The 26473-nt window shown below is 71.6% G+C and carries 21 protein-coding genes; 10 read left to right on the plus strand and 11 right to left on the minus strand.

Annotated features, from left to right (window positions below):
- The first annotated feature begins 11 nt into the window (after window positions 1-11).
- On the plus strand, window positions 12-2045 hold the full coding sequence (locus ACJX2R_RS32540) for a thioredoxin domain-containing protein (protein ID WP_413103037.1): 2034 nt from the start codon (window positions 12-14) through the stop codon (window positions 2043-2045).
- A 57-nt stretch (window positions 2046-2102) separates the two neighbouring features.
- Here the strand turns inward: ACJX2R_RS32540 and ACJX2R_RS32545 are convergent, their stop codons facing one another.
- From ACJX2R_RS32545 to trhA, 3 genes are all read right to left on the minus strand, one after another.
- Window positions 2103-2741, minus strand: coding sequence for a TetR/AcrR family transcriptional regulator (locus tag ACJX2R_RS32545; protein ID WP_413103038.1), 639 nt, complete (start codon window positions 2739-2741; stop codon window positions 2103-2105).
- The gene (locus ACJX2R_RS32550) at window positions 2738-4279 is read right to left on the minus strand and encodes an MFS transporter (RefSeq protein ID WP_413103039.1); all 1542 of its coding nucleotides are present in this window, start codon (window positions 4277-4279) and stop codon (window positions 2738-2740) included. The genes ACJX2R_RS32545 and ACJX2R_RS32550 overlap by 4 nt, the downstream gene beginning before the upstream one ends.
- An 81-nt stretch (window positions 4280-4360) precedes the next feature.
- A complete protein-coding gene (gene trhA / locus ACJX2R_RS32555) occupies window positions 4361-5062 on the minus strand; it encodes a PAQR family membrane homeostasis protein TrhA (protein WP_413103040.1) in 702 nt (233 codons plus the stop codon).
- 254 nt (window positions 5063-5316) lie between these two features.
- Here trhA and ACJX2R_RS32560 point away from each other — a divergent pair, with 254 nt between their 5' ends.
- The gene (locus tag ACJX2R_RS32560; RefSeq protein ID WP_413103041.1) at window positions 5317-7152 is read left to right on the plus strand and encodes a phosphoenolpyruvate carboxykinase (GTP); all 1836 of its coding nucleotides are present in this window, start codon (window positions 5317-5319) and stop codon (window positions 7150-7152) included.
- A 116-nt stretch (window positions 7153-7268) separates the two neighbouring features.
- Here ACJX2R_RS32560 and ACJX2R_RS32565 read toward each other — a convergent pair whose 3' ends face one another.
- Window positions 7269-7679: a hypothetical protein gene (locus ACJX2R_RS32565; RefSeq protein ID WP_413103042.1), complete on the minus strand. Its 411-nt coding sequence runs from the start codon at window positions 7677-7679 to the stop codon at window positions 7269-7271.
- Window positions 7680-7749: 70 nt separating this feature from the next.
- Window positions 7750-8961: a pyridoxal phosphate-dependent aminotransferase gene (locus ACJX2R_RS32570; protein WP_413105995.1), complete on the minus strand. Its 1212-nt coding sequence runs from the start codon at window positions 8959-8961 to the stop codon at window positions 7750-7752.
- 266 nt (window positions 8962-9227) lie between these two features.
- Here ACJX2R_RS32570 and ACJX2R_RS32575 point away from each other — a divergent pair, with 266 nt between their 5' ends.
- The 6 genes from ACJX2R_RS32575 to ACJX2R_RS32600 all read left to right on the plus strand — a co-directional run bounded on the left by ACJX2R_RS32575 (window position 9228) and on the right by ACJX2R_RS32600 (window position 17656).
- Complete coding sequence (locus ACJX2R_RS32575; protein WP_413103043.1) at window positions 9228-10844, plus strand: ABC transporter substrate-binding protein; 1617 nt, start codon at window positions 9228-9230, stop codon at window positions 10842-10844.
- A complete protein-coding gene (locus ACJX2R_RS32580) occupies window positions 10844-11803 on the plus strand; it encodes an ABC transporter permease (RefSeq protein ID WP_413103044.1) in 960 nt (319 codons plus the stop codon). Before ACJX2R_RS32575 ends, ACJX2R_RS32580 begins: the two co-directional genes overlap by 1 nt.
- Window positions 11800-12726 carry an ABC transporter permease gene (locus tag ACJX2R_RS32585; RefSeq protein ID WP_262702950.1) on the plus strand — a complete coding sequence of 309 codons (927 nt, stop codon included), beginning with the start codon at window positions 11800-11802 and terminating at the stop codon, window positions 12724-12726. The genes ACJX2R_RS32580 and ACJX2R_RS32585 overlap by 4 nt, the downstream gene beginning before the upstream one ends.
- Complete coding sequence (locus ACJX2R_RS32590; RefSeq protein WP_413103045.1) at window positions 12726-14552, plus strand: dipeptide ABC transporter ATP-binding protein; 1827 nt, start codon at window positions 12726-12728, stop codon at window positions 14550-14552. Before ACJX2R_RS32585 ends, ACJX2R_RS32590 begins: the two co-directional genes overlap by 1 nt.
- Window positions 14553-15008: 456 nt before the next feature.
- The gene (locus tag ACJX2R_RS32595) at window positions 15009-17021 is read left to right on the plus strand and encodes a CocE/NonD family hydrolase (protein WP_413103046.1); all 2013 of its coding nucleotides are present in this window, start codon (window positions 15009-15011) and stop codon (window positions 17019-17021) included.
- A complete protein-coding gene (locus tag ACJX2R_RS32600; RefSeq protein ID WP_262702953.1) occupies window positions 17018-17656 on the plus strand; it encodes a TetR/AcrR family transcriptional regulator in 639 nt (212 codons plus the stop codon). Before ACJX2R_RS32595 ends, ACJX2R_RS32600 begins: the two co-directional genes overlap by 4 nt.
- Before the next feature lie 120 nt (window positions 17657-17776).
- Here the strand turns inward: ACJX2R_RS32600 and ACJX2R_RS32605 are convergent, their stop codons facing one another.
- The 3 genes from ACJX2R_RS32605 to ACJX2R_RS32615 form a co-directional block, all read right to left on the minus strand.
- Entirely contained in the window at window positions 17777-18211 is a 435-nt protein-coding gene (locus tag ACJX2R_RS32605) for a PASTA domain-containing protein (RefSeq protein WP_413103047.1), read from the minus strand.
- Between the two features lie 68 nt (window positions 18212-18279).
- Window positions 18280-18855, minus strand: a complete 576-nt coding sequence (locus tag ACJX2R_RS32610; protein WP_413103048.1) for a SigE family RNA polymerase sigma factor — start codon at window positions 18853-18855, stop codon at window positions 18280-18282.
- Between the two features lie 141 nt (window positions 18856-18996).
- Entirely contained in the window at window positions 18997-19683 is a 687-nt protein-coding gene (locus tag ACJX2R_RS32615; protein ID WP_413103049.1) for a TetR/AcrR family transcriptional regulator, read from the minus strand.
- Window positions 19684-19752: 69 nt separating this feature from the next.
- Here ACJX2R_RS32615 and ACJX2R_RS32620 point away from each other — a divergent pair, with 69 nt between their 5' ends.
- Window positions 19753-20661 carry an SDR family NAD(P)-dependent oxidoreductase gene (locus ACJX2R_RS32620; RefSeq protein WP_413103050.1) on the plus strand — a complete coding sequence of 303 codons (909 nt, stop codon included), beginning with the start codon at window positions 19753-19755 and terminating at the stop codon, window positions 20659-20661.
- Between the two features lie 62 nt (window positions 20662-20723).
- On the opposite strand, the gene ACJX2R_RS32625 is transcribed toward ACJX2R_RS32620, so the two are convergent.
- Window positions 20724-22328, minus strand: coding sequence for an alpha/beta hydrolase (locus tag ACJX2R_RS32625; RefSeq protein ID WP_413103051.1), 1605 nt, complete (start codon window positions 22326-22328; stop codon window positions 20724-20726).
- Between the two features lie 313 nt (window positions 22329-22641).
- Between ACJX2R_RS32625 and ACJX2R_RS32630 the strand changes: the two genes are divergently transcribed.
- The gene (locus tag ACJX2R_RS32630) at window positions 22642-23433 is read left to right on the plus strand and encodes a MerR family transcriptional regulator (protein WP_413103052.1); all 792 of its coding nucleotides are present in this window, start codon (window positions 22642-22644) and stop codon (window positions 23431-23433) included.
- On the opposite strand, the gene ACJX2R_RS32635 is transcribed toward ACJX2R_RS32630, so the two are convergent.
- Window positions 23430-25037, minus strand: coding sequence for an N-acyl-D-amino-acid deacylase family protein (locus ACJX2R_RS32635; protein ID WP_413103053.1), 1608 nt, complete (start codon window positions 25035-25037; stop codon window positions 23430-23432). The two genes, ACJX2R_RS32630 and ACJX2R_RS32635, sit on opposite strands and share 4 nt — an antisense overlap.
- Before the next feature lie 90 nt (window positions 25038-25127).
- Window positions 25128-26417 carry an amino acid deaminase gene (locus ACJX2R_RS32640; protein ID WP_413103054.1) on the minus strand — a complete coding sequence of 430 codons (1290 nt, stop codon included), beginning with the start codon at window positions 26415-26417 and terminating at the stop codon, window positions 25128-25130.
- Window positions 26418-26473: the final 56 nt, after the last annotated feature.

The following is a 26473-nucleotide window of genomic DNA, read 5'->3' on the forward strand; positions in this document are numbered from 1 at the left end:
ACGATGCCAGTATGAATCGCCTGGCCAGCTCGCAGTCGCCCTACCTGCTCCAGCACGCGACCAACCCGGTGGATTGGTGGCCGTGGGGGGAAGAGGCGTTCGCGGAGGCGGAGCGGCGTAACGTACCCGTGCTGTTGTCGGTCGGCTACTCCGCGTGTCACTGGTGCCATGTCATGGCGCACGAGTCGTTCGAGGACGAGGCGACCGCGGACTATCTCAACGCCCACTTCGTCTCCGTGAAGGTCGACCGCGAGGAGCGGCCGGACGTCGACGCGGTGTACATGGAGGCGGTGCAGGCCGCCACCGGCCAGGGCGGCTGGCCCATGACGGTCTTCCTGACCCCCGAGGGCGAGCCGTTCTACTTCGGTACGTACTTCCCGCCCCGCCCCCGGCCCGGGATTCCGTCCTTCCGGCAGGTGCTGGAGGGGGTGAGCGCCGCCTGGTCGGACCGCCGTGACGAGGTGCGGGACGTCGCCGGCCGGATCGTGGAGGATCTGTCCCAGCGCGGCGGCATCGCCCTGGGCTCGGACGCGCCGCGGCCGCCCGGCGAGGAGGATCTGCACAGCGCGCTCATGGCCCTGACCCGCGAATTCGACGCCGCCCGCGGCGGGTTCGGCGGTGCGCCGAAGTTCCCGCCGTCCATGGCGCTGGAGTTCCTGCTGCGCCACCATGCCCGCACCGGCTCCGAGGGCGCGCTCCAGATGGTGTCCGCCACCTGCGAGGCGATGGCCCGCGGGGGTATCTACGACCAGCTCGGCGGTGGTTTCGCCCGCTATTCCGTCGATGCCACCTGGACCGTGCCGCACTTCGAGAAGATGCTGTACGACAACGCGCTGCTGTGCCGCGTCTACGCCCATCTGTGGCGGGCCACCGGCTCGGACCTCGCGCGCCGTGTCGCCCTGGAGACGGCGGACTTCATGGTCCGCGAGCTGCGCACCGCACAGGGCGGTTTCGCCTCCGCGCTGGACGCCGACAGCGACGACGGAACCGGCAGGCATGTCGAGGGCGCGTACTACGTGTGGACCCCCGAGCGGCTGAGCGAGGTGCTGGGAGAGGCCGACGCGGAGCTCGCCGCCGGGTATTTCGGCGTCACGCGGGAGGGCACCTTCGAGCACGGGGCCTCCGTGCTCCAGTTGCCCGACGGGGAGCGGCTGACGGACGCCGCGCGCGTCTCCTCCGTACGGGAGCGGCTGCTGGCCGCCCGGGAGCTACGGGCCCGCCCCGGCCGCGACGACAAGATCGTCGCGGCGTGGAACGGGCTGGCCATCGCCGCGCTCGCCGAGACCGGCGCCTATTTCGACCGCCCCGACCTGGTGAACGCCGCGACCGAGGCCGCCGAGCTGCTGGTGCGCGTCCACATGGACCAGCGCGGGCGGCTGGCCCGCACCTCGCTCGACGGCACCGTGGGCGGCCACGCGGGCGTGCTCGAGGACTACGGGGACGTGGCCGAGGGCTTCCTCGCGCTCGCCGCGGTCAGCGGCGACGGCGCCTGGGTGGAGTTCGCCGGGCTGCTCCTGGACACCGTGCTGAGCCGGTTCGCCGATGAGGACGGCACGCTGTTCGACACCGCCGATGACGCCGAGACGCTCATCCGCCGCCCCCAGGACCCGACGGACAACGCGGCGCCGTCCGGCTGGACGGCCGCCGCCGGGGCCCTGCTGTCCTACGCCGCCATCACCGGCGGAGCGCGCCATCGGGAGGGTGCCGAGCGCGCCCTCGCCGTGGTGCGGGCCCTCGGTTCCCGGGTGCCCCGCTTCATCGGCTGGGGCCTGGCCGTGGCCGAGGCCCGGCTCGACGGGCCGCGCGAGGTGGCCGTGGTCGGCCCCGGTGACGACCCGGCGACCCGCGCCCTGCACCGCGCCGCGCTGCTCGCCACCGCCCCCGGGGCGGTCGTCGCGGTCGGCGAGCCCGGCTCCGGCGAGATCCCGCTCCTCCAGGACCGTCCCCTCCTGGAGGGCCGCCCGGCGGCCTACGTCTGCCGCGGCTTCACCTGCGACGCCCCCACGGCCGATGTCGAGGCCCTGACGGCCAAGCTGGGGGGCTGACCGGGGGCGCGATGCAGCCGGTCAGGGGCCGCGACGGGACCGGGCGCCGGGCATCGGCTACAGCGGGAGGCCCCGGGACAGCATGTCCATGGCGCGGTCGATGCTCTCCTCCATGGCCGCCAGCGCCGAGTCCTCCGCCACGCCCTGGTCGGCGCAGTGGAAGAGCGCTTCCTGGAGGACACCGAGGACGGCTCCGACCACGACCCGCACCTCGAAGTCCTCCGGCGACCGGTCGCTGCGCTCGGCCAGGACCTCGGCGAGCAGGGCGCCGGTCCGGGACATGCTCTCGCTCATGCGGGCACGCAGCCCCGGTACCTGGCGGATCAGGGTGAGGCGGACCAGCATCTCCCGCCGCTCGTCACCGGCGAACTGCCGGAACAGGTCGAGCAGCACCCGCCGCAGCGAGGCGACCGGCGGTTCGTCCAGCGGCCGGTCACGGAGCGCGGCGAGCAGGACATCGTCGTACTCGTCGGAGAGGACGATGTCCTCCTTGGTGGGGAAGTAGCGGAAGACGGTGCTGGGGGAGACGTCGGCGGCCTCCGCGATGCGGTCCACCGGGGTCGCGTCGTACCCCTGCTCGGTGAACAGCCGGTAGGCGGCGCGCCGGATCGCCTGCCGGGTCTGGATCTTCTTGCGTTCGCGCAGCCCGAGCTTGGGCCGCGCGGACGTCGTACGTGCGGAAGCCATGGATCTCATTGTCGGGCATCGGCGGTGTCCTGGGCCATGGCGCCTTGATCGGCGGGGACCGTACGGGGCAGGAGGATCGCGACCAGTGCCGCCGCCGCGAGGGAGGTGAACGCGGTCACCAGGAGGGCCACGTCCATGCCGTGGACGAACGCGGCGTCCGCCGACGCGGCGAGGTGCGGATCGCCGAGCCGCCCGGCCACCGCGTGGGCCGCGACCACCGAGCCGTCCGCCGCGTCGGCCGCGGCGGGTGGCAGTCCGGTGGTGTCGAGCCGGGTGCCGTACGCGTCGGCGAGCAGGCTGCCGAGCAGGGCGACGCCGATGGTGCCGCCCACTTGGCGCAGCGTCATGAGCAGCCCGGAGCCGGTGCCTTCGCGGTCCCGGGAGAGGGCGCCGAGCGCCGCGTCCATGGCCGGGACGACGCCGAGGCCGAAGCCGAGTCCGGTGATCGTGAGCCAGGGCGCGGTCATGCCGTAGCCGTCACCCACCTCGGTGCGGGAACCGAGGAACGCGGCGGCGGCGCTCACCAGCAGCCCGCCGCTGATGACGGGCCGGGGGCCGAAGCGGGCGGCGAGCGGAGTGGCGGCGCGGGCCGCCAGCAGGAGTCCGGCCATCATCGGCAGCAGCCGCAGCCCGGTGCCGAAGGCGTCGTTGCCGAGGACGGCCTGGAGGTACTGCGGCAGCACGAACAGCAGCCCCAGCAGCGAGAAGCCCACCAGCGTGATGGCGACGGCGTTCCACAGGAACGCGGGCCGGAACAGCAGCCCCAGGTCCAGCATCGGCCGTGCCGACTGCCGCTCGCGCAGGGTGAGCCCGGTGAGCAGGGCGACGGACGCGGCGAAGGCGGTGAGGATCAGCGGATGGGTCCAGCCCCTGGCCGGGGCCTCGATGAGGCTCCAGACGAGCGCGATGAGCCCGCCGACGCTCAGCGCGGTGCTGACGAGGTCGATCCTGGGGGCCGCCGGGTCGCGGGTTTCGGGGAGCAGGAAGAGGCAGGCCAGGATGGCGATCGCGACGAGGGGAAGGTTGATCAGGAAGATCGATCCCCACCAGAAGTGGTCGAGGAGCCAGCCGCCGACGAGGGGGCCGAGCGGCATGCCGAGCCCCATCGCGGCGCTCAGGGCCGCGATCGCCCTGGACCGTTCGCCGGGGCCGAAGAAGGTGGGCAGGACGGCCATGGACAGCGGCATGACCAGCGCGGCGCCCAGCCCCATGACCAGGCGCGCGACGATGACCGGGGCCGGGGTGGAGACCAGCGCTCCGATGAGCGCCCCGGCCAGGAAGGTCAGCAGACCGGTGATGAGCATGCGGCGGCGGCCGAACCGGTCGCCGAGGAGACCCGCCGGAAGCATCGCGGCGGCGAACACGACGGTGTAGGAGTCGACGATCCACTGCTGTTCGCCGATGTCGGCGTGGAGGGCCGAGGCCATGGTCGGCAGGGCGATGTTGAGGATCGTGGTGTCGAATCCGATCACCAGGGTGCTGGCGACGAGGGCCGCGAGGGTCCACCAGCGACGTGGATCCGGGCGTGGGTCCGGGGCAGCGGACATGGCACACCTCCGAGAGCTACCGTCAAATGAGAGTAGCTCTCAAAAGATGTGGGCTGTCAATCAGGAGTGTCTATCGGTCGGTCAGGCGTGCTGATAGGCCACCAGGGAGATGCCGATGTAGTGCACGACGAAGGCGGCCAGCGTGAAGCTGTGGAACACCTCGTGGAAGCCGAACCAGCGGGGTGAGGGGTTGGGGCGCTTGGTGCCGTAGATCACCGCGCCCACGCTGTACAGCAGCCCGCCGACGACGATCAGCGTCATCACGGCGATGCCGCCGGTGCGCAGGAAGTCGGGCAGGAAGAAGATGGCCGCCCAGCCCAGCGCGATGTAGCACGGGGTGTACAGCCAGCGCGGGGCGCCGACCCAGAAGACCCGGAAGGCGATTCCGGCGAGCGCTCCGGCCCACACCAGCCACAGCAGCAACTGCTGTTTGCCGTGCGGCAGAAGCAGCAGTGTGAAGGGCGTATAGGTGCCCGCGATGATCAGGAAGATATTGGCGTGGTCCAGCCGCCGCAGCACCGCGGCGGTGCGCGGTCCCCAATTGCCGCGGTGGTAAAGGGCGCTGGTGCCGAACAGCGCACAGGCGGTGAGCGTGTAGATGGCGCAGGCCAGGCGCCCGCGCGGACTGTCGGCGAGGGCCGTCAGCGCCACGCCCGAGACCAGTGCCGCGGGGAACATGCCGGCGTGCAGCCAGCCGCGCAGCATCGGCTTCAGGGGGAGCGGCGGGGCCGCTTCGGGCCCTGGGGGATTCTCAACGGCGGCATCGGGCGCGGCGGCAGTCATGCCGCTCATGCTACCTACGCCACCGTAAGTTACCGGTCCATGTCGAGTGGTGATGGTCACCAAGGCGCCCACTGGACAGATGGCCCGTACAGTCGGATGATCAAATGAGCGCGGTCGGCACCGGATGAGCTGAGCATCCGGGTCGCAGCCCCCAAGGGGTAGCTGTCTCCATAAACGGATATGAGTGCACATATCCGTCCAAACCCTCAATCAAGACGCCGGAGCGAGTGCGGTTCCGGCGGGATGGAGCGATCGTGGCGCCCAGCAATGTGGCTTCCTCCCTCACGACCACCCCGAGCCCCACGAACCACCAGGAGCTGGTCTCCTGGGTCGACGAGATCGCCGCCCTCACCCAGCCGGATCGAGTGGTGTGGTGCGACGGCTCGGAGGCGGAGTACGACCGCCTGTGCGCGGAGCTCGTCGAGAAGGGCACCTTCAAGCGCCTTGACTCGATCAAGCGCCCCAACTCGTACTACGCCGCCTCCGATCCGAGCGATGTGGCGCGCGTCGAGGACCGTACGTTCATATGCTCCGAGAAGGAGGCGGACGCGGGCCCGACGAACCACTGGAAACACCCCGACGAGATGCGCGAGATCTTCACCGGGGAGCAGGGCGTCTTCCGGGGTTCGATGCGCGGCCGGACCATGTACGTCGTGCCCTTCTGCATGGGCCCGCTCGGCTCGCCGCTGTCCGCGATCGGCGTCGAGATCACCGACTCCGCCTATGTGGCGGTCTCCATGCGCACCATGACCCGCATGGGGCAGGAGGTCCTCGACGTCCTCGGGGACGAGGGGTTCTTCGTCAAGGCCGTCCACACCCTCGGCGCCCCGCTGGAGCCGGGCCAGGCCGATGTGCCCTGGCCGTGCAACCCGACCAAGTACATCTCGCACTTCCCGGAGTCGCGGGAGATCTGGTCGTACGGCTCCGGCTACGGCGGTAACGCCCTGCTCGGCAAGAAGTGCTACGCCCTGCGCATCGCCTCGGTGATGGCGCGGGACGAGGGCTGGCTCGCCGAGCACATGCTGATCCTCAAGCTCACCCCGCCGCGCGGGGAGGCCAAGTACGTGGCCGCGGCGTTCCCGAGCGCGTGCGGCAAGACCAACCTCGCGATGCTGGAGCCGACCATCCGGGGCTGGACGGTCGAGACGATCGGTGACGACATCGCCTGGATGCGGTTCGGCGAGGACGGCAGGCTGTACGCGATCAACCCCGAGGCGGGCTTCTTCGGTGTCGCGCCCGGCACCGGTGAGCACACCAACGCCAACGCGATGAAGACCCTGTGGGGGAACTCGGTCTTCACCAACGTGGCGCTCACCGACGACGGCGATGTGTGGTGGGAGGGCATGACCGAGGAGCCGCCCGCCCATCTGACCGACTGGAAGGGCAACGACTGGACCCCGGCGAGCGAGACGCCCGCGGCCCACCCCAACGCCCGCTTCACCGTGCCGGCCGGGCAGTGCCCGATCATCGCGCCCGAGTGGGAGGACCCCAAGGGCGTGCCGATCTCGGCGATCCTCTTCGGCGGCCGCCGGGCCAGCGCCGTTCCGCTGGTGACGGAGTCCTTCGACTGGCAGCACGGCGTCTTCCTCGGCGCCAACGTGGCGAGCGAGAAGACCGCCGCGGCCGAGGGCAAGGTCGGGGAGCTGCGCCGCGACCCGTTCGCCATGCTCCCGTTCTGCGGCTACAACATGGGCGACTACATGGCTCATTGGGTGGAGGTCGGCAAGAACGCCGACGCCGCCAAGCTGCCGAAGATCTACTACGTCAACTGGTTCCGCAAGGACGCCGACGGGCGCTTCGTCTGGCCGGGCTTCGGCGAGAACAGCCGGGTGCTGAAGTGGATCGTCGACCGCCTGGACGGCAAGGCCGAGGGTGTGGAGTCCCCGATCGGGGTGCTGCCGACGCCCGAGGCGCTGGACACCGACGGTCTGGACCTCGACGAGGCCTCGCTCGAACTGCTGCTCACGGTGGACAAGGAGGTCTGGCGTGACGAGGCCGGGCTGGTCCCCGACCACCTCAACACCTTCGGCGAGCACACGCCCAAGGAGATGTGGGACGAGTACCACGCGCTGGTGAAGCGCCTGGGCTGAGCCACCGGCTCACCCCGCTCCGTGGGCCGGGGCCCGTGCTGCGATGCCGCAGGCGCGGGCCCCGGCCGTGCGCGGCCCGTAATGCACGCGCTCGGGCCGCGAAGCCCACGGCCCGCTCAGGCCGCCAGGCCCAGCGCGGTCGCGTGGGAGTGCATGCGCTCGGCGGCGAGCGTCGTGGCCGCCGTGTCGTCACGGGACGTGGCCACGACCAGGGCCCATCCGGCCAGGGTGTGGGCGCGCTGGTGGAGGGCGGCGATATGCGCCGGGTCCGTGGCCGCCGTCGTGGGTGCCGCGCGCAGCGGGGCGTGGCCGTCGCGCAGCCGGGTGGCCTGCTCGGCGAGGCGCTGGGCGGCGTCGTCGAGGGTGGCGTCCGGGGTGAGGGTGCGCAGCTCGTCCGTCACGGTGAGCAGTGCGGTCAGATGTCCGGCCAGCCGGATGTCCAGCTCTTCCTCGCGGGAGCGGTGCGGGAAGTCGGGCGTGGGCTCGGCCATGCTGTGGACCGACTTGGTGCGGATCGGTTCGTACATGGATGGCCTCCAAGGGGTGAGGAGGCCATCCTAACTTAGACTCTGTCTAAAGTTGAGCAGTAACTAAAGATCAGGGTTGGCTGTATCCATCCAGGAAGTTTCCGATCCTGGTCACCGCGTCGGCCAGATCCTTCTTGGCGGGCAGCGTCACGATGCGGAAGTGATCCGGCTCCGGCCAGTTGAACCCGGTGCCGTGCACGATCATGATCTTCTCGGCCCGCAGCAGGTCCAGGACCATCTGCCGGTCGTCCTTGATCTTGTAGACCTTGGGGTCCAGCTTCGGGAACGCGTACAGCGCGCCCTTGGGCTTCACGCAGGTGACGCCCGGGATCTGGGTCAGCAGGTCGTACGCCGTGTCCCGCTGCTCCACCAGCCGGCCGCCGGGCAGTACCAGGTCGTTGATCGACTGACGGCCGCCGAGCGCCGTGGCCACCGCGTGCTGGGCCGGCATATTGGCGCACAGCCGCATATTGGCCAGGATGGTCAGCCCCTCCAGATAGCTGGCGGCATGGGCCTTCGGGCCGCAGACCGCGAGCCAGCCGCTGCGGTAGCCCGCCACCCGGTACGCCTTGGAGAGCCCGTTGAAGGTGAGGGTCAGCAGGTCCGGGGCGACGGCGGTGGTCGGGGTGTGGGTGGCGCCGTCGTAGAGGATCTTGTCGTAGATCTCGTCGGAGCAGACGATCAGCTGGTGGCGGCGGGCGATGTCGGTGAGGCCGCGCAGGATCTCCTCGCCGTAGACGGCGCCCGTGGGGTTGTTGGGGTTGATGATGACGAGCGCCTTGGTGCGGTCGGTGACCTTGCGCTCGATGTCGGCGAGGTCCGGCAGCCAGTCCGACTGCTCATCGCAGCGGTAGTGGACGGCGGTGCCGCCGGCGAGCGAGACCGCGGCGGTCCACAGCGGATAGTCGGGGGCGGGGACGAGGACCTCGTCGCCGTCGTCCAGCAGCCCCTGCATCGACATCTGGATCAGCTCCGAGACGCCGTTGCCGAGGAAGATGTCCTCGACATCTAGGTGAATGCCCTGGGTCTGGTAGTGCTGCATCACCGCGCGCCGCGCGGACAGCAGTCCCTTGGCGTCGCCGTAGCCATGGGCATCGCCGAGGTTCCGGAGCATGTCCTCGAGGATCTCCGGGGGGCATTCGAAGCCGAAGGTCGCCGGATTTCCGGTGTTGAGCTTGAGGATGCGGTGTCCTGCCGCCTCCAGCCGCATCGCCTCCTCGAGCACCGGGCCACGGATTTCGTAGCAGACGTTGGCGAGCTTCGTGGACTGGATCACCTGCATGTCGGCCACCTTACGGGGGTGCATCCGGGGCCGCTCGGTGTTTTTCGCCACGTGGACGGTGTACGGGGGCGCCGGGCGGTGGCGGCCGCGATCCCGTGCGCCGCCCCGGAGCGGCGCATCGCGCGGGATAACGAGTCTGTTACCGGCGTTAATTTCCGCGAGAGAAGGGTTGGCCCGAACGGGTTGCGTGGTTATCGTTCACGCACTTCACCCAATCGTTCCGCTGAACGAGTAAGGGAAGGGTACCCCCGTTCATGCCCCCGTTGATGTCCGAGATCTCCCACCGCACAGCCCCCGCCGCGGCCGGGATACCGCGGCGGTCGGTGCTCACCACCGCCGCCGCGGCCGTCGCCGCGCTCGGCGGCTCCGCCGCGCTGACCGGCTGCTCGGGAGCCGCCTCCGCCTCCCCGTCGACGGCCGTGCCCACCCGGGGCCCGGCCGGGCGGCCCGACCGGGGCGGCACCCTGCGCATCGCCCGGCCGCCCGCCTCCGACGCCGAGACCCTCGACCCCGCGAGCGCGCTGTCCGCGTACGAATACCTCGGCGCGCTCTACAACCGCCTCGTGCGGATCGCGCCCGACGGCACCGTCGCCCCCGACCTCGCCGAGTCCTGGGAGCCCGACGCCAAGGCGACCACCTGGACCTTCCGGCTGCGCCGCGGCGTCACCTTCCACGACGGCCGCGCCTTCACCTCCGCCGACGCCGCCTACACCCTGCGCCACATCCTCGACAAGGCCACCGCGTCCCCGCAGGCCCCCGTGCTGGCCCCGCTGGTCGACCCGGGGCGGCTGCGCACCCCCGACGCCCACACCCTGGTCGTCTCCCTGAAGAGCCCGCACGCCGAGTTCCCCAGCCTGCTCACCCACTACAACTGCTACGTCGTGCCCGAGGGCAGCGCGGGCTCCATCGGCCGCACCGGCATCGGCACCGGCCCCTTCCGGCTCGCCGCCTTCACCGCCGCCGGGCCCGGCCGGGTCACCGCCTACGCCGACCACTGGGCCGGGCGTCCGGTCCTGGACGCGATCGACTTCTACACCGTGGCCGATATGCAGGCCCGCTCCAACGCGCTGCTCGCCGGGCAGGTCGATCTGCTCTCCCAGACCAATCTGGACTTCGCCACCGCCCGGGTCGTCGCCGCCTCCGACCGCGCCACCATCGCCCGCGCCGAGAACGCCCAGTGGTACGTGCTGCCGATGCTCACCACCGAGAAGCCCTTCACCGATCCGCGGGTGCGGCAGGCGATGAAGCTCGCCTACGACCCCGCGCACATCCTGAAGGCCGCGCTCCAGGGCGCGGGCACGGCCGGCTGGGACAACCCCGTCCCGCCGAACGACCCCGCCCACATCGCCACCCACCCCGCCCACGACCCCGAGAAGGCCCGCCATCTGCTGAAGCGGGCCGGGCACGAGCGGCTGGCGGTGGACCTCTACACCTCCTCGTACGACCCGATCTTCACGCCCATGGCCCTCGCCTACCAGGAGTCGGCCGGGCGCGCGGGCATCCGGATCCGGGTCAAGACCGCGGCCGCGGACTCGTACTACACCCAGATCTGGATGAAGAAACCGCTCATGGCCACCTACTGGTACACCGGGCGCCCCGTCGACCAGCTGCTCAACCAGGTCTTCCGCGGCGGCTCCTCGTACAACGAGACCGCCTGGTCGGACAAGGAGTTCGACGCGCTGCTCGACCGGGCCCGCCGGGAGACCGACGAGGGCCGCAGACGCGAGCTGTACGGACAGGCGCAGACGCTCGTGGTCGAGCGGGGCGGGGCGATCACCCCGATGTTCGCCGACCGGCTCGTCGGGATCTCCCGGAAGGTGCGCGGCTACGCCGAGCACGGCTTCGAGTTCGACTATCTGCACATCGGGCTGAAGGGGGCGTGATGTTCTCCTTCCTCCTCCGCCGCGTGGTCGCCGCGCTCGGCACCCTGCTGCTCTCCTCGGTCATGGTCTTCCTGGCCGTCCAGGCGCTGCCCGGCGACGTCGCCACGCAGGTGCTCGGCAGGGACGCCACCCCCGACGCGGTCGCCGCGCTGCGCAAGCAGATGGGGCTCGACCAGCCCGCCTGGGAGCGCTACGCCGACTGGATCAAGGGCGCCCTGCACGGCGACTTCGGCACCTCGCTGGTGACCACCAAGCCGGTGGGCGGCGAGGTCGCCCAGTACCTCGGCAACTCCGCCCTGATCGCCGTCGTCACCGTCCTCTTCGCGGTCACCGGCTCCGTCGTCCTCGGCGTCGTGGCCGGGCTCTACCGCGACCGCTGGCCCGACCATCTGATCTCCACGGTCAGCCTGGTCGGGATGAGCGTCCCCGAATTCGTCGTGGCCACCGTGCTGGTGCTCGCCTTCTCCGTCACCGTGCCGGTGCTTCCCGCCGTGGTGCTGTACGGGCCGGGGGCCGGGTTCGGGCAGCTGCTCCCGGCGGTGTGGCTGCCCGCAGCCTCGCTCGCGATCGTCATGGCCGCGTACATCGTGCGGATGGCCCGCACCTCGGTGATCGACGTCATGGCGAGCGAATACGTCACCACGGCCCGGCTCAAGGGGCTGACCACCTGGCGCGTGGTCACCCGGCACGCGCTGCCCAGCGCGCTGCTGCCCACGCTGCATGTCATCGCGCTCAATGTGGCGTGGCTGGTGGGCGGCGTCGCCGTGGTCGAGAACGTCTTCAACTATCCCGGCATCGGGAAGCTGATGCTCACCTCCGTACAGAACCGCGATCTGCCGGTCATCCAGGCCATCGCCCTCATCAGCGCGGTCGTCTACGTCATCTGCAACCTCGCCGCCGACCTCGGGTCCATGGCCCTCAATCCCAAGCTCCGCACCCGAGGAGGGAGGATCCGATGAGTTCCGTGAAGGAGCCCGTGGGCGCGGGCGCGGCCCCGTCGTCCGCCGCGCCGCCGCCGTCCGCGCCCGTACGGCCCGGCTTCGCCGCCCGCACCTGGCGCACGGTGCGCTCCTCCCGCCCGGCCGTCATCGGGCTCGCGATCGTCGCCGTTCATGTGGTGGTCGCGCTGCTCGCCCCGCTGCTCACCCCGTACCACCCCACCACCGGTGACGCCTCGCACGCGCTGCTCGGGCCGAGCGCCGACCACTGGGCGGGCACCGACCAGTACGGGCGCGATGTGCTGACCCGGGTGCTCTACGGCGGGCGGTACGCGCTCGGCGTCTCCGTCACCGCGACCCTCATCACCATCGCCCTCGGCACCGTCCTCGGCTGTGCGGCCGCGCTGCGCGGCGGCTGGCTGGACGACGTGGTCATGCGCCTCCTGGACGCGGTGCTGTCCATCCCCGCGATCCTCGTCCTGCTGGTGATCGTCACCGCGCTGGGCACCGGCTCCTCGGTCATCGTGCTGGCCATCGGCGTCGTCTGCGTTCCCCAGGTGGTGCGGGTGGTGCGGGGTGCCGCGCTCGCCGTCGTGCCGCAGGACTACGTCACCGCGGCGCGGGCCCGGGGCGAGTCCACCTGGGCGATTCTGCGGCGCGAGGTGCTGCCCAACATCAGCGATGTGGTGTGCGTCGAGTTCGCGATGCGGGCGTCGTGGGTGGTGCTGCTGATCTCCTCGCTGTCGTTCCTCGGCTTCGGCGCGGATCCGCCCACCCCCGACTGGGGGCTGATGGTCTCGGAGAACCGCACCGCGATCACCGTGGTGCCGATGGCCAGCCTTGCGCCGATCATCGGCCTGGCCACGATGGTGGTCGGGCTCAACCTCGCGGCCGACGGCCTGTCGAAGGCGTGGGGCGTGGACCGGATCAGGGAGGGCGTCTGATGACCACGTCTCCGAAGGCCCCCATCGTGTCGGTGGACGCGCTGTCCGTGGCGTACCGCTCGGGCGGGCGCGAGGTGCCCGTCGTCCGGGACGTTTCGCTGGAGGTGAGCCCCGGCCGGACGCTGGCCCTGGTCGGCGAGTCCGGCAGCGGCAAGTCGACGGTCGCGGCGACGCTGCTGGGGCATCTGCGGCATGGCTCCCGGATCACGGGCGGGCGCGTCGCGGTCGACGGCAAGGACGTCTTCGCGCTGGCCGCACGGGAGTTGCGGCGGCTGCGCGGCGGTACGGTCGCGATGGTCGCGCAGAACGCGGGCCACGCCCTGACGCCGTCCATGCGGATCGGGCGGCAGATCGCGGAGGCGGGCGGCGAGGTGCCCGTCACCGACCTGTTGGAGCAGGTGCGGCTGGAGCGCCCGCGCGAGCTCGCCCGCCGCTATCCGCACGAACTCTCCGGGGGGCAGCAGCAGCGCGTCGCCATCGCCATGGCGATCGCGGCCAGGCCCAAGGTGCTCGTCCTGGACGAGCCCACGACGGGACTCGATGTGATCACCCAGCGCGGGGTGCTGGACCTGATCGGCGCCCTGCGCGAGGAACTCGGCCTCGCCGCCGTCCTGGTCAGCCATGACCTGGGCGTGGTCGCGCGGATGGCCGACGAGGTGTGCGTGCTGAACGCCGGGCGGGTCGTCGAGGCCGCCCCCACGCGGCGGCTGTTCGCCGCTCCGGGCGACCCGTACACCCGCCGGCTGCTGGCCAGCGTCCCGCGCATCGCGGACGCGGGGCTCGCGGTGGTGGGCGAGGACGGTACGCGGGAGATCCGGCCGAGGGCGGGCGCGGAGGGCGCGGAGGGCGCGAAGGGTGTGGCCGACGCGGCCAACGTGGTCGACGTGCGAGAGGTGACGATCGACTACGGGGCGAGCCGTGCCGTGGACGGGGTCTCCTTCAGCGTGCGGCGCGGTGAGGTGCTGGCGCTGGTGGGTGAGTCGGGGAGCGGTAAGTCGACGATCGCGTGGTCGCTGGCGGGGTTGCGGGTGCCGTCGGGCGGGACGATGCGGGCGGCGGCCGGGGGCGGGTCGGGTGGCCCGTCGGGCCGCCGATCCGGGGGCGCGCTCGGTGGCTCGTCCGGCAGCTCGTCCGGCGGCGACGGGGACCTGAGTGCCCCCGCGCGGCGGCGCCCGCTCGCCCTGCGGCGCACCGTCCAGCTCGTCTTCCAGAACGCCGACACCTCGCTCAATCCTCGGCGCTCGGTGGGCGATGCGGTACGGCGACCGCTGCGCTTCTTCGGTACGGCCGGGTCGCGGGGCGAGGCGGCGTCGCGCGCCCGTCAGCTGATCGCCGACGTCCGCCTCGACCCCGACTTCGCCGACCGGCTCCCCGCCCAGCTGTCCGGCGGCCAGCGCCAGCGCATCGGCATCGCGCGGGCGCTGGCCGGTGAGCCCGATCTGCTGATCGCGGACGAGATCACGACGGCGCTGGATGTGTCCGTTCAGGCCGATGTGTTGCGCCTGCTGGACGATCTGCGCCGGGAGCGCGAGCTGGCCTGCCTGTTCATCAGCCACGACCTGGCGGTGGTGCGGGGGATCGCGGACCGGGTGGTGGTGCTGCGGCACGGAGTGGTGGTGGAGGAGGGCCCGACGGACGCGGTCTTCGCGGCTCCGGGCCACCCGTACACGAAGGCGCTGATGGCGGCGGCGCTGGAGCCCGATCCGGAGGCGGAGGGGGTCGTGGCGGTGGCCGAGGAGTGGGCGGACGCGGCGGAGCCGGGGGCGCTCTGGGACGAGTTGGGTGGTGGCCACCGGGTGCGACGCTGGCGGCCGGTAGATGGTTAGCCCCCACCCCGCCCCTTCCCGAATTGGGCCTGAGCCCCCTGAGCTTTCGTCGCCAGGTGCGGCCCGGTGGCCAGGTTGTGCCCACCCGTTCCTCCCCCAGCTACCGCTGGGAGGTGCCCCCTGGCGGAACGATTGCCCACAACCAGGGGTCACGCGCCCCACCGCAGTCGCTGCGCATCTCCAGCCCCTCCGGCGTTTGAGGAGCGGGGGCCGGGGGGCGGGGCCCATGGTTCGGGGAGGGGCGAGCGAAGCCTCTCCGGCGTTTGAGGAGCGGGGGCCGGGGGCGGAGCCCATGGTTCGGGAAGGGGCGGGGTGGGGAGCGGCTCGCCGCACCCGCGCAACCCGCACCCGCGCAACCCGCACCCGCGCAACCCGCACCCACGCGACCCGCAGCCGCACCCGCGCGACCCGCAGCCGCGCCCGCACCCGCACCACAACACCAGGTAGAGGAGATACGTGAAGTACCGCGAGACGTTCGACCGCGAGGTACGCGTCGAGGACGTGTGGATCCCCACCCGGGACGGGCAGACGCGGCTGCACGCCCGCATCTGGCGCCCGGCGGACGCCGAGACCACCCCCGTCCCCGCCCTGCTCGAATACCTTCCGTACCGCAAGAGCGACTGGACCGCCCCGCGCGACGCGCAGCGTCACCCCTGGTACGCCGGGCACGGCTACGCCTCCGTACGGGTCGATCTGCGCGGCAGCGGGGACTCGGAGGGCGTGATGCTCGACGAGTACACGGCCACCGAGCTCGCCGACGGAGTCGACGTCGTCAACTGGCTGGCCGCACAGCCCTGGTGCACCGGCAAGGTGGGGATGTTCGGGATCTCCTGGGGCGGCTTCAACTCGCTCCAGATCGCCGCCCTGCGCCCCGCCCCCCTCAAGGCGATCGTCACCGTCTGCTCCACGGACGACCGTTACGACAACGACGTCCACTACACCGGCGGCGCCGTCCTCGGCATCGACATGCTCGCGTGGGCCGGGACCATGCTCGCGTTCACGGCCCGCCCCCCGCACCCCACCTCCGTCGGCGAGGACCGCTGGCTGCCGATGTGGCGGGAGCGGCTCGACGCGCTGGAGCCGTATCTGCACACCTGGCTCGCCCACCAGGAGCGGGACGACTACTGGCGGCACGGCAGCGTCTGCGAGGACTACGGCGCGATCGAGGCCGCCGTGCTCGCGGTCGGCGGCTGGGCCGATCCGTACCGGGACACGGTGCTGCGCCTGCTGGAGCACCTCGACGCGCCCGTGCGCGGGCTGATCGGCCCGTGGTCGCACCAGTACCCCGACCGGGGGCTGCCGCCGGGCCCGGCGATCGGCTTCCTCCAGGAGACCCTGCGCTGGTGGGACCACTGGCTCAAGGACGAGCCGACCGGCGTGCTCGACGAGCCACCGCTCCGCGCCTGGATCAACGACCCCGTACCGCCCGCCACCTCATACGAGACGATGCCGGGCCGCTGGGTCGGCGAGGACTCCTGGCCGTCGCCGTCCGTCAGCTGGGACGAACGCCCCCTCGGCGGCCCGGCCGACGAGCCGGTGATCGTGCGCTCGCCGCTGCACACCGGGCTGGACGCGGGCCGCTTCTTCCCCTTCGGCAACGCCACGGATCTGCCGCCCGACCAGCGTGCGGAGGACGGCCGTTCGGTCTGCTTCGACTCGGCGCCGCTCACCGAGCGGGTGGAGATCCTGGGCCGCCCCCGGGTACGGCTGCGGCTGGACAGCGCCACCCCGCGCGCCCATGTCATCGCCCGGGTCTGCGATGTGGCGCCCGACGGCTCCTCCACCCTGGTCACCCGTGGGGTGCTCAACCTGATGTCCCGGCACGGCCGCGAGCGGGCGGTGGAGTGGCGGCCGGGGACGTACGAGGACGTGGAGTTCGAGCTGAACGCCACGGGGTACGCCTTCCCGCCCGGCCACCGCGTCAGGGTCGCCGTCTCCGACGCGTACTGGCCGTGGGTCTGGCCGCACGGCGAACGCGGCGAACTGACCGTACGGCCCGGTCGGAGCGCGCTGCTGCTGCCGGTACGGGATCCGGGCGCCGACGCGGGCCGCCCGCCCATCGTCTTCGAGGAGCCCGAACAGGCCCCGCCGCTCGACGTGACGGTCGACCCGCCCGCCGAACCCCGCCCCGAACGCACCGTCACCCATGACGTCGCCACGGGGGAGTGGGTGCTGGAGGTGGACCCGAACTACGGCGGCTCCCGCACCTATCCGGACGGACTGCGCTACGAGGAGAGCGCCCGCGAGACCTACCGCATCCGCTCCGGCGATCCGCTGTCGGCCGTGGCAAGCTCTCGGTGGACCATCCGGCTGCGGCGCGGGGACTGGGAGGCGGAAGTCGTCACCACCATGGAACTGCGGTCCACGGCGGAGGAATTCATCATGGACAGCGGCATCGAGGCACGGGCGAACGGAGAGACAGTGGCCACGCGCACATGGCACCGCACCACACCGAGGACGTCCGCGTGACGTCCCGATCCGAACGCCGCCCACCGCGCCGCGCCGTCGCCGCGTCCGCCCGCACCCGGCAGCCCACCGAGGTGCGCCGCCGGCTGATCGTGGAGGCCGCGGTGCCGCTCATCGCCGAGCGCGGCACGAAGGCGGTGGGGGTGCGCGAGGTGGCGGCCGCGGCCGGGGTGTCGGTCGGCACGGTCACGTACCACTTCGAGAGCGTGCAGGAAGTCCTCTCCGAGGCGATGGTGCTGCACATAGAGCGCTACTACGCCGCGCTGAGCGACGCCGCCGGGCAGGCCACCAGCGGCGCGGAGGGGCTGCGGCTGCTCATCGACGCGCTCTTCACGGAGGACACGGACCGGCACTGGCGGATGTGGTTCGACTACTGGAACGCGGGCGAACGGGACCAGACCTTCGCCCGCGGCCAGGCCGAACGGTACGAGAACTGGCACGGCGAGATCCGGGCCCTGGTGGAACGGGGCCGGACCGAGGGCGAGTTCCACTGCGACGACCCGGCCGACTTCGCCCTCCGCTTCTCCGCCCTCGCCGACGGCCTCGCCCTGCGCCGCCTCCGCCAGGTCCCGGCCCTGAGCGTGGCCGACGCCCGCCGCCACCTGCGGCGCTTCGTGGACGCGGAGCTGGGCGGCTGAGCGCGAGTTTTCGCGGGTCGCCCGGCCCCGCCCCGGTCCCTCCCGGTACCAGTACCAGTACCAGCACCGGCACCGGCACCGGTATCGGTGTCGGGAAGGACGGGGACGGGGCGGCTCAGGTCAGCCGGCGCAGAGGATCAGGCTGATGCTGGCACCCCTGGGCACGGCGGTCGGGCTGTGGGGAGAGACCTCGACGACCGTGCCCGGCTTGCCGTTCTTGCCGCAGTCCACCTCGCCGACCTTGCCGAGCTTGAGCTGGGACTTCAGCAGCTGCTGCCGGGCGAACTCCAGGCTGAGACCCCCGAAGTCGAGCTTGTACTTGCTGTCCTCCAGCGCGACGTAGGTGGCTTCGGGGTCGGCGGTCGCGGTGCCGGCGGTGGCGGGCTTCGAAACCTCCGAACCGCTGTTGATGGTGGCCAGGGCGGTGCCGCCACCGGCCACGATGAGGGCCGTGGCGATACCGGCGATGGCCGTGGCCCGCTTGCGGCGGGCGCCCCGCACGATGCGGGCCGTGTCGAAGCCCGGTGCCTCGGCGGCGTTCACGAAATCATTCATGGCGTTCACCAATTCCTCTTCGAAGGGTGTGTAACCCGCGCAGCCGGGAGGCCGCGACTCGGGTGAAGTCATCGGGTTCCTTCCGTGGGCTGCCGTGGTGAAGGGCCGGAGAGTGCGGGGAACTGGCTTCTGAGCTTTTCCATCCCACGGGCGAGCTGGGATCGCACGGTGCTCGGTGAGATCCTCAGGTCGGCCGCGATCTCGGCGTCGGACAGGTCGTGGAAGTACCGCAGTACCACGACCGTGCGCATGCGCATCGGCAGCCGCTGGAGGGCGCGGACCAACTGGTCCCTGCTGTCGACACGCCCGTACTCGTCCCCGGGTGCCGCCCGCTCGCCGCCGTCGCTGTCCTGGTGCGGAACCATGCGGCGGAACCTCCGCCACCGGTCGTTGGCCAGGTTCACCATGATCCGCCGGACGTACGCGTCCGGAGCATCCTTGGCGGCGATCGTGCGCCACTTGCGGCAGGCCCGCTCCAGGGTCTCCTGGACCAGGTCCTCCGCCGCCTCGCGGTTGCCCGTCAAAACGAGGGCGCCGCGGAACAACGCGGCCGACCGCGTCGCGACAAAGCCCTGGAAATCGATCTGCGCCGAACCGGCCTCGTCGAGGCCCGTCCGTAACTTCCACTCGGTTGCCAGATCCACACGCTCCTCCCTTCCTGTCACCCCTCCTCGACGGGGAGGCCCGTGCATTTGCTGCACGACCGCGATGAGAGCTGGGTCACAGGGTGAGGACAGGGATCCGTCACGGCGAGGTCGGCACGGAGGTCCTCGCGGAGCGGGTAGCTATGAGGCGTTGCCTGGGGCTGTCGTGGAGGAGCCCGCGTCGAGGCCGGTGAGGAAGGCGGTGAGGACGCGGCGCAGTCGGGGTTCCACCTCGACGATCGCGTGGCCGAGGCGGGGGTCGGTCTCGTAGAGCTCCCGTAGGCGCGGGCCGGGGGTGGCCATCTGCCAGAGCGCCCCGGCCAGGCTGGTCGCCGTGGCGACGAGGTCGACGGTCTGGAGCTCGGTCAGTCCGAGCAGCCGTCGCAGCTCGTCGCCGATCAGCTCGATCTCCTCGAGCGTCACCAGTTTGAAGTCGCGCACCGAGTCGATCGACACATTGCGTTCGAGGTTCATGGGCGCCTGGGCCAGCAGGTCGCAGAAGACCGGCCGGGCCGCCAGCGTGGCGGCGACGACCTCGGCGACCTCCGGGGCCGTGGCGTGGGTACGGCGTGCCAGCTCACCGCGCAGCCCGGCGGACCACTGTCGCCAGCCCTCCGCGGTGAGCCTGAGGAAGATCTGCTCCCGCGTCTCGAAGTAGCGCAGCAGGGCCGACTTGTGCATCCCCACGGCCCCGGCGATGTCGGTGAGGGTGATGTCCCGGACCCCGCGCTCGCGGGCGAGGGCACGGGCCGCGTCCAGGATCGCCGCTTCCCGCGCCTGCTTGGCCTGGGCACTGCGCGCGCGTTGGAAGGCAGGCGTCGTAGTCATGCCGGACATCATAGGAACCTTTAAGGGAACGGTGTTGCGTAAATAAGAGAACGGTGTTGTACTAACGGTATGAGTTCACAGATTATGGGTTCACAGGCTTCACAAGGTTCACGGGTCTGGTTCATCACCGGTTCGTCGCGCGGACTCGGCCGCGCCCTGGTCGCCGCCGCTCTTGAGGCCGGTGACCGCGTCGTGGCCACCGCCCGGCGCCCCGAGACGCTCGCGGAGGAGTACCGGGAGTACGGCGACCGCGTCCACCCCCTCGCGCTGGACGTCACCCGCCCAGAGGCGGCACGCGAGGCCGTCGAGGCGGCGCTCGCCCGCTTCGGGCGCGTCGACGTGCTCGTGAACAACGCGGGATACGCGAATGTGTCGCCCATCGAGACCTCGGACGACGAGGACTTCCGCGCCCAGTTCGAGACGAACTTCTGGGGCGTCTACCACGTGACCAAGGCCGTGCTCCCCGTCCTCCGGGAGCAGGGGACCGGCACCGTCGTGCAGATCTCCTCGATCGGCGGGCGGGTCGGCGGATCGCCGGGCATCGCCTCATACCAGGCGGCCAAGTTCGCGGTGGACGGCTTCAGCCGGGTGCTCGCCGCGGAGACCGCGCCGCTGGGTGTGCGCGTCATGGTCGTCGAGCCGAGCGGTTTCGCCACCGACTGGGCGGGTTCCTCGATGACGGTCCACCCGATCCCCGACGCCTATGACTCGACCGTCGGGGAGATGAACCGGCGGGTGCGGCAGAGCACGGACGGAGCGGCCGGGGACCCTCGGCGCGCCGCCGAGATCATCGTGCGGACCGTCCACCGCGGGGAGGTCCCGAGCCATCTCCCGCTGGGGGTGAACGCGACGACGATGGCGCGGGACTACTCCCGGCGCCAGCTCGCCGAGGCGGCGGCCTGGGAGAAGGTCAGCCGCTCGGCGGACTTCGGCGAGCCGTACCCCGCACAGCTGCCACCCGAGGACACGGCCGCCTAGGTGTATTGACCTGAGTCCCGTCCCGGCGGACCACCGCAGGGCTCCGCGTCCTGCTCGTCCCGCTACTTCCCCGACTCCGCCTTCGGCTCGGCCGTCGCCTTGCAGATCACATCCTTCGCCGGGAGCTTGCCGTAGAGCAGGTAGTCGTTGACCGTGCTCTCCGTGCACGCGTTGTCGTTCGGGTAGACGCCATGGCCCTCGCCGCCGAGGACGGTGACCATGCGCGAGCCCTTCAGGTGTCGGTGCAGGCCCTGAGCGCTGTGCAGCGGGGTCTGCCCGTCCCACTCGTTCTGGACGACCAGGGAGCCGATCTCGTTGTCCACCTCGGTCACCGGCTCCTTGGACTCGTCCCAGAACGCACAGGGCTTGATACTGGACGCGAAGTCACCGTAGAGCGGGTAACGGCGCTCGTTCTCGATGGCGTCCTGCCGGTAGCTCTCCGGATCGCGGGACCACGCGGCCGAGTTGTCGCCGCAGAACACGGTCCACAGGCTCGCCGTCGGGTTGTCGGACGGCACCTTGGCGGCATCGTCGGCGGCGCCTGCCGGCCCGCCCCCCTCGGAGCGGGGGAACGCCGCGAGCTTCTTCGCGGAGGCGGGCTTGCCCTCCGCGGCCTTCTTCAGCTCGACGACCCACGCGCTGGCCTCCTCAGGAGTGAAGGTCGCCTCGTGCATACCGCTCCGGATGTCGTCGCCGGTGCGCGGCTTCCCATCCACCTCGATGGGCTTCTTGCCGGCCTGCGCGACCAGACCCCAGAAGGTCCGGCCGACCCTCTTCGGGGTGTCCCCGAGGCCGTACTCCTCCGAGCGCTCGGCGGCCCACTTGGTCCACCGGTCGAACGCGGCGTCGGAGCCCTCCGCCCACGACTGGATCATCCCGCGCCAGGCGCGTCCCGGATCGACCGCGCTGTCCAGCACGAACCGGTCGACACGGGCCGGGAAGAGCTCGCTGTAGACGGGGCCCAGATTGGTGCCGTACGAATAGCCCAGGAACGAGATCTTCTTCTCACCGAGGATCGCCCGGAGCAGGTCCATGTCGCGCGCGGTGTTGCGCGTGGTGATGTGCGGGAGCTTGTCGCCCGCTTTCTCCTTGCACTTCTTCGCGACGTCGCGTGCCCAGGCGACGTCCTTGGCGAAGGTCTCCTTCTTATACGGCCGCAGCCAGTTCTGCTCCTCCTTCGTCAGACCGCAGGAGACCGGGCTGCTCTTTCCCACACCGCGCGGGTCGAAGCCGATGAGGTCGTACTTCTCCTGTACGGACTTGGGCAGGTTCCTGTGCAGCCCCGTCGGCATGGCGAGCCCCGCCTGGCCTGGGCCGCCGGGGTTGGAGAGCAGCACACCGCGCCGCTTGTCGGGTACGGCGGTCCTGATCCGGGATATGGCCACGTCGATCCGTTCGCCCCCGGGGTCCCGGTAGTCCAGCGGGACCTTGATCGTGGCGCACTGGAACGTCGCGGGGGAGCCGGCGTCGCACCGCTTCCACTTCGGCTTCTGCTTCACGTACGGATCCAGCGCCTTCCCGGCGGCGGACGAGGGGGTGGCCGACGGGCCGGAGCCCGGACCGGCGATGGCCGTCCAAGCGAGCGCGGGGGCCGCTGTCGCCGTGACACCTACGGCCAACAGAAGCCTGAGACGTCGTCTCTGCACGATATCGACTCTTTCGTTCATCTGGTCGGACAGTGGGAATCCGGCCCGCCTGCCTGCGGGCTCGACTTCGGAGCCGCAGCCCAGGAAAGGCTGTGCCGTCGCGGCATGGTCAAGGCCCGGTCGGACCGACGCCGGTCACGGGCCCGATGGCGAACAGGGCAGGAACGGGGCGGCAGTTGACTGTGCCGTAGCGGCATGGTTTCGACTGTTGCCTCCGGGCGATTCCTCGTCGGCGTGCTGAGCCGCGTGCCTCCTGACGAGAAGCCCGCAGCAGGTAACCTCACCCACGTCGACGCACGGCTGCTGGAGAATTCGGCCCGGGGGAGTGGTTTTCGTGGCGTGGAGCACCCGACAGCTCGCCGAGCTCGCGGACACGAGCGTGCGTACGGTGCGGCACTACCACGACGTCGGTCTGCTCGCCCAGCCCGAGCGACGCGCCAACGGCTACAAGAGCTACGGCGTGGCCCATCTGACGCGACTGCTGTGGATCAGGCGCCTGACCGATCTCGGGTTCACCCTGTCGCAGATCAGCGCCTGGGGGGACGTCGACGCTCCTCCCGAAGAGGCGCTTCGGTCCGCGGACGCCGAAGCCGCCGAGGCCGTGGAACGGCTTCAGCAAGTTCGTATCGAACTCGCCCGTCTCCTCTGCCATGAAGCGCCGGCCGACCTGCCACCCGAGATGGCTCCGGTCGCCTTCAACCCGTATGTCTCCGACACCGACCTGGCGCTCGCCTCCGTCATGAGCCGGGTGCTGAGTCCGTCCGTCCTCCATGCCGTGCGAGAGGTCATACGGACCAAGCGGGCCGACCCCGTGGCCGAAGAGTTCAATCAACTGGCGGACGATGCGGACGAGCGGACCAGGGCCGAGCTGGCGGACAGGGTGCTCACGCGCGTTCGCGGCCTCCACTCCGCCTACCCCGCCCTGGCGTCCTGGGGGTCCGACGGGCCGGTGCGGGTGGCATCCGCCAGGGAAACGGTCGATGCGGCAATCGAAGACCTTCTCAACTCCGCGCAGAACGACGTGCTTCACCGCGTACGGCAGAGGTACCGGAGCGAGCAGCTCGCGACCGCACCGACGGCACCGGCTCCTTCGGACACCCCCACGTCCGCACGGGAGACGCCCTAGGCGCGGCGGATCGCGCGCCCCGCGAGGACGTCCGTCCGCCGGCCGTCCTCGATGACGGGACGGCCGTCGATGAGGACGTGGGGGATGCCGGTCGGCAGGGTGCGCGGGGCCTCGAACGTCGAGCCCGCCGCGACCGTCTCCGGGTCGAAGAGGACCAGGTCCGCGCGGTAGCCCTCGCGGATCTGGCCCCGGTCGGGGAGGCGGAGGCGGGCCGCGGGGCGGGCGGTGAGGTGGGCCACGCACTCCTCCAGGGTGAGGACGCCCAGCTCACGGACGTAGCGGCCCAGGTACTGGGGGAAGGTGCCATACGCCCGGGGGTGCGGTTTGGCGCCGTTCAGGATGCCGTCGCTGCCGCCGGTGTGCGCGGGGTGCTTCATGATCGCCTGGACGTTCTCCTCGTGCCCGACGTGCTGAAGGATCGTCGGGCCGAGGTGGTCGTCCAGGAGGAGGCGGCGCGCGGTCACCCAGGGGGCCTCGGCTCGCTCGCGGGCGCTCGCGGCGACGGTTTTGCCGATGTATCCGGTGAGCGCCGGGTCGTTCACGCCGGAGATCTCGATGGTGTCCCAGTTGATCGGCACCCCGTGGCAGCCGTCCGCTCCCTCTTCCTCCATGACGTGCCGGATGCGCTCGGCCTCGGCGTCGTCGCGCAGCCGGGCGAGGGCCGCGTCGGGGCCGCCCTCGGCCGCCCAGCTCGGCAGCATCGCGGCGAGCGTGGTGCAGCCGGGGAGGTAGGGGTAGGTGTCCAGGGTGATGTCGGCGCCGTCGGCGATCGCGGCGTCGAGGAGGGCGAGCAGCTCGGGGGCGCGGCCCTTGTTGAGGTCGAAGTTCATGGTGGCGTGGGCGAGGTGGAGGGCACAGCTCGCCTCCCGGCTGAGGGCCACCATCTCCTCGTAGGCGCGCAGGGCGCCGGCGCCGTACGAGCGGTGGTGCGGGCAGTAGTAGCCGTCGTACGCGGCCACGACCCGGCACAGCTCGGTGAGTTCGGCGTCGGAGGCGTACATCCCGGGGGTGTACGTGAGTCCGGAGGACAGGCCGACCGCCCCCTGCTCAAGACCCTCCGCCACCAGCGCCTTCATCCGCTCGACCTCGGCGGGCGTCGCGTCGCGGTCCTCCCAGCCGAGGGCGAGCATGCGGACGGTGCCCTGGGGGATGAGGTACGCGGCGTTGACCGCGATGCCCTGGCCGTCGAAGCCGTGGTCGAGGCGGTCCAGGAACTCGCCGACGGTGCGCCAGGTGAAGTCGATGTCGGAGCCGTCGCCGTTCCAGCCGGTGATGGCGGTACGGATCTGGGCGAGCGTGCGGTCGTCCACGGGCGCGTACGAGAGCCCGTCCTGGCCGATGACCTCCAGGGTCACGCCCTGGGCGGCCTTCGCGGAGTGGTCGGGGTCGCGGAGCAGGGCCAAGTCGCTGTGGGCGTGCATATCGATGAAACCGGGGGAGAGGGCGAGGCCGTCGGCCTCCACCACGCGGTGGGCGGTGGGGCGCGCCCCACTCCCCTCGGGCACGATGGCGGCGATCCGGCCGCCGTCGACGGCCACGTCTGCCCGATACCGGGCTCGCCCGGTGCCGTCGATGACGTCCGCACCGTGAATGACCAGGTCCATGGGGTGCGTCTCCCTCTGCGTGAGGCGTGCGGGCCGGGGCGAGGGCTTCGCCCCGGCGGGGTGTGGGGCGGGGCGGAAGCCCCACGACGATCAGAAGAAGGTGCGGATGTAGTCCGTGACCGTGCCGTCCGACTCCGCCACCGGGATCAGCTGCCACTTGTCGAAGCTGGTGCAGGGGTGGGAGAGGCCGAGGGCCACCCAGTCGCCGACCTCCAGCCGCGTGTCGTCCGCGACCGAGACCCAGGCGTGCTGGTCCGAGAGGGCCGTGATGGTGAGGCCCGTGGCGGGGCGGGTGGTGGTGTCCCGGGCGGAGCGGATGAGTTGGGGTTCGGGCATGTCCAGGTCGTACGCCGCGTCCCGCTTGCCCGCGTTCAGGAAGGCCTGGCCGGGTTCGGGGCGCGAGACGACCTGGGCCCACAGCCGGAAGGCCGGATGCAGCTCGCCCTCCTCCGGGACGCGGTTGAACGGGGTGATGTGCCGGTAGTGGCCGTCGTCGTGGGAGACGTACGCACCCGAGCGCAGCAGCTTCAGCACCGGGCGCGACAGCGTGGGCAGCTCCGCGAAGACGTCCGCCACCGCGTCGAACCAGGCGCTGCCGCCCGCGCTGACGACCACCTCGTCCACGTCCTCGAAGCGGCCCGCCGCGTCGAAGTCCGCCGCCAGTGCCGTGAGGCGGCGCAGCCACGCCCGTACCCGCTCGCCGTCCGCCTCCGGCACCTCGCCCTCGTAACCGGCCACCCCGACCAGCCGCAGCGTCCCGGCGGCCGCGACCGCGTCGGCGACCGCCGCGCACTCCGCCTCCGTACGGACCCCGGTGCGGGCTCCCTCGCCGCCGCCCAGCTCGACCACCACATCGACCGGCCGCCGCGCGCCCGCCTCCCGCAGGGCCGCGTCCATCAGCTCCACACCGCGCACCGAGTCGACGTAGGCGATGAAGCGGAAATCGGGGTCGGCGTCGAGTTCGGCCGCGAGCCAGTGCAGGGCGGCGGCGTCGACGACCTCGTTGGCGAGGAAGATCCGCTGGATGCCGAAGGCCCGGTAGATCCGCACCTGGGTGGGGACGGCCGCGGTGATGCCCCAGGCCCCGTGCGCGAGCTGGCGCTGGAAGAGCTGCGGGGCCAGGGAGGTCTTGCCGTGCGGGGCGAAGGCGAGCCCATGCGCGGCGGAGTAGCGCTCCATCGCCACCAGGTTGTGCTCCAGCGCCTCGGCCGACAGCGCCAGTACGGGCGTGGTGAAGCCACCGGTGAACAGGGAGCGCCGCTCGGCGGCGAGCTCGCCGACCGTAAGGCCCTCGGCGTTCGGCGGCAGGCCCTTGAAGCGGTGGTCGACGCGCTCCCGCGCGAGGGCGGCGACGGCCTGGTCGCGGTGGTCGGTGGCCATGGAGCGCCTCCATAACGATTCCGGTTGCAATCTCTGCAACGTTCATTGCGCATAAC

The sequence above is a fragment of the Streptomyces sp. Inha503 genome, assembly GCF_047215865.1.
Classification (GTDB): Bacteria; Actinomycetota; Actinomycetes; order Streptomycetales; family Streptomycetaceae; genus Streptomyces; species Streptomyces lycopersici.

Coding starts and splice junctions, on each gene's coding strand:
- ACJX2R_RS32540 (WP_413103037.1), top strand. CDS start 12: ATGAATCGCCTGGCCAGCTCGCAGTCGCCCTACCTGCTCCAGCACGCG.
- ACJX2R_RS32545 (WP_413103038.1), bottom strand. CDS start 2,741: ATGAGATCCATGGCTTCCGCACGTACGACGTCCGCGCGGCCCAAGCTC.
- ACJX2R_RS32550 (WP_413103039.1), bottom strand. CDS start 4,279: ATGTCCGCTGCCCCGGACCCACGCCCGGATCCACGTCGCTGGTGGACC.
- trhA (WP_413103040.1), bottom strand. CDS start 5,062: ATGACTGCCGCCGCGCCCGATGCCGCCGTTGAGAATCCCCCAGGGCCC.
- ACJX2R_RS32565 (WP_413103042.1), bottom strand. CDS start 7,679: ATGTACGAACCGATCCGCACCAAGTCGGTCCACAGCATGGCCGAGCCC.
- ACJX2R_RS32570 (WP_413105995.1), bottom strand. CDS start 8,961: ATGCAGGTGATCCAGTCCACGAAGCTCGCCAACGTCTGCTACGAAATC.
- ACJX2R_RS32575 (WP_413103043.1), top strand. CDS start 9,228: ATGTCCGAGATCTCCCACCGCACAGCCCCCGCCGCGGCCGGGATACCG.
- ACJX2R_RS32580 (WP_413103044.1), top strand. CDS start 10,844: ATGTTCTCCTTCCTCCTCCGCCGCGTGGTCGCCGCGCTCGGCACCCTG.
- ACJX2R_RS32585 (WP_262702950.1), top strand. CDS start 11,800: ATGAGTTCCGTGAAGGAGCCCGTGGGCGCGGGCGCGGCCCCGTCGTCC.
- ACJX2R_RS32590 (WP_413103045.1), top strand. CDS start 12,726: ATGACCACGTCTCCGAAGGCCCCCATCGTGTCGGTGGACGCGCTGTCC.
- ACJX2R_RS32605 (WP_413103047.1), bottom strand. CDS start 18,211: ATGAATGATTTCGTGAACGCCGCCGAGGCACCGGGCTTCGACACGGCC.
- ACJX2R_RS32615 (WP_413103049.1), bottom strand. CDS start 19,683: ATGACTACGACGCCTGCCTTCCAACGCGCGCGCAGTGCCCAGGCCAAG.
- ACJX2R_RS32620 (WP_413103050.1), top strand. CDS start 19,753: ATGAGTTCACAGATTATGGGTTCACAGGCTTCACAAGGTTCACGGGTC.
- ACJX2R_RS32625 (WP_413103051.1), bottom strand. CDS start 22,328: ATGAACGAAAGAGTCGATATCGTGCAGAGACGACGTCTCAGGCTTCTG.
- ACJX2R_RS32635 (WP_413103053.1), bottom strand. CDS start 25,037: ATGGACCTGGTCATTCACGGTGCGGACGTCATCGACGGCACCGGGCGA.
- ACJX2R_RS32640 (WP_413103054.1), bottom strand. CDS start 26,417: ATGGCCACCGACCACCGCGACCAGGCCGTCGCCGCCCTCGCGCGGGAG.